Source organism: Streptomyces sp. NPDC086519 (genome assembly GCF_040686075.1).
GTDB classification, from domain to species: domain Bacteria; phylum Actinomycetota; class Actinomycetes; order Streptomycetales; family Streptomycetaceae; genus Streptomyces; species Streptomyces shenzhenensis.
Genome location: NZ_JBFBJL010000161.1, coordinates 1 through 2,017, shown reverse-complemented (window position 1 = coordinate 2,017; position 2,017 = coordinate 1). Strand labels below are relative to the sequence as shown.

Genomic DNA, 2,017 nt, shown 5'->3' with positions numbered 1-2,017 from the left:
CCCGCCCCGGCTGCTCCGGCGCCCGCCCCGGTCGCCGCCGCCCCGGTCGCCGCCGCCCCGGTCGCCGCCGCCCCGGCTCCGGCCGCCCCGGCCCCGACTCCGGCCCCCGCACCGGCCGCCCCGGCGCCGGTCGCCGCGGCCCCGGTCACCCCGGCGCCCGCCCCCGCGGCTCCGGTCGACGAGGGTGCCTACGTCACCCCGCTGGTGCGCAAGCTCGCCGCCGAGAACGGCGTCGACCTGGGCTCCGTCAAGGGCACCGGCGTCGGCGGCCGGATCCGCAAGCAGGACGTGCTCGCCGCTGCCGAGGCCGCGAAGGCCGCCGCCGCCGCTCCGGCCCCCGTGGCCGCCGCCGCTCCGGCCGCCGCCGCTGCCAGGAAGGCACCGGCGCTGGAGGTCTCCCCGCTCCGCGGCCAGACCGTCAAGATGACCCGCATCCGCAAGGTCATCGGCGACAACATGGTCAAGGCGCTGCACGAGCAGGCCCAGCTGTCCTCGGTCGTCGAGGTCGACGTGACCCGCCTGATGCGCCTGCGCACCCAGGCCAAGGACTCGTTCGCGGCCCGCGAGGGCGTCAAGCTCTCCCCGATGCCGTTCTTCGTCAAGGCGGCCGCCCAGGCGCTGAAGGCCCACCCGGTCATCAACTCCCGGATCAACGAGGCCGACGGCACCATCACCTACTTCGACACCGAGAACATCGGTATCGCGGTGGACTCCGAGAAGGGCCTGATGACCCCGGTCATCAAGGGCGCCGGTGACCTCAACATCGCCGGTATCGCCAAGGCCACGGCCGACCTGGCCGGCAAGGTCCGCGGCAACAAGATCACCCCGGACGAGCTGTCCGGCGCGACCTTCACCATCTCCAACACGGGCTCGCGCGGCGCGCTGTTCGACACGATCATCGTGCCGCCGAACCAGGTCGCGATCCTCGGCATCGGTGCCACGGTCAAGCGTCCGGCCGTCATCGAGACGGAGGAGGGCACGGTCATCGGCGTCCGCGACATGACGTACCTGACCCTGTCCTACGACCACCGCCTGGTGGACGGCGCCGACGCGGCCCGTTACCTGACGGCCGTCAAGGCGATCCTGGAGGCGGGCGAGTTCGAGGTCGAGCTCGGTCTGTAGCAGGGCCGAGGGTCCCGGCGAGGCCGGGACCGGTCCCCGAGCCCACGGGTTCCACGGTGCCCCGTCCGGAGTTCTTCCGGGCGGGGCACCGTCGTCCCGTCCCGGGCTGTACGGATCCCGTCGGCCCGGGAAGCGTGTAAGTCTCGTCTCACCTGCGCGAAAGCGCCCCCGTGCGTCTCTCCCGAAAGCCGGTCCGGCCTTATTGTCTAAACGTCAAACGCCCTTAAGGAGCTCCCATGACCGCGCCCGTCGTCCACTCGCTGCGCGAACAGATCCGCGAGCACATCGTGGAGGGAATCGTCAGCGGGCGCTGGAAGCCGGGCGAGCGGATCGTGGAGCGCCGGATCGCGACGGAGCTGGAGGTCAGCCAGACGCCGGTGCGGGAGGCGCTGCGCGAGCTGGAGTCGCTTCGTCTCATCGAGTCGGCGCCGAACAAGGGCGTGCGGGTGCGGAACCTGACGGCGGCCGACCTGGAGGAGAGCTACCCGGTGCGGGCCGGCCTGGAGGCGATCGCGGCGGAGCTGGCGGCGGAGAAGCTGGCCGAGGACTGCTCGGCTCTCGAGCCGCATGTGGCGGCCCTGTACGAGGCCGACCGGGACGCCGACGGCACCGCCCAGGTCCGGCACACGGTCGGCTTCCACCGCGAGCTGGTCCGGGCGGCCGGGAACTCGGTGCTGCTGCACACCTGGGAGGGCCTGGGCATCGAGGTCTTCACGGCGCTGTCGATCCGCTGGCTGGGCACGGTCCAGCAGTCGTACGCCGAGGAACACGAGGAGCTGGTCGCCGCCTTCCGGCGCCGCGATCCGCGCATCGCGGACATCGTGAAGGCCCACGTCCTGGGCTGCGCCCCGCGGGCGTGAACCGCCGGCCGCGCAGTTCCCCGCGCCCCTCGGGG

General features: G+C 73.1%; 2 protein-coding genes. Both read left to right on the top strand.

Features of this window, described 5'->3' with window-relative positions; genetic code table 11:
- Positions 1-1,122, top strand: a 1,122-nt coding sequence (sucB, locus tag AB0P24_RS47790; RefSeq protein ID WP_365805762.1) for a 2-oxoglutarate dehydrogenase, E2 component, dihydrolipoamide succinyltransferase, incomplete at its 5' end; no start/stop codon positions are given.
- A 236-nt stretch (positions 1,123-1,358) separates the two neighbouring features.
- Positions 1,359-1,982: a GntR family transcriptional regulator gene (locus AB0P24_RS47785; protein WP_181807808.1), complete on the top strand. Its 624-nt coding sequence runs from the start codon at positions 1,359-1,361 to the stop codon at positions 1,980-1,982.
- Positions 1,983-2,017: the final 35 nt, after the last annotated feature.

Coding starts and splice junctions, on each gene's coding strand:
- AB0P24_RS47785 (WP_181807808.1), top strand. CDS start 1,359: ATGACCGCGCCCGTCGTCCACTCGCTGCGCGAACAGATCCGCGAGCAC.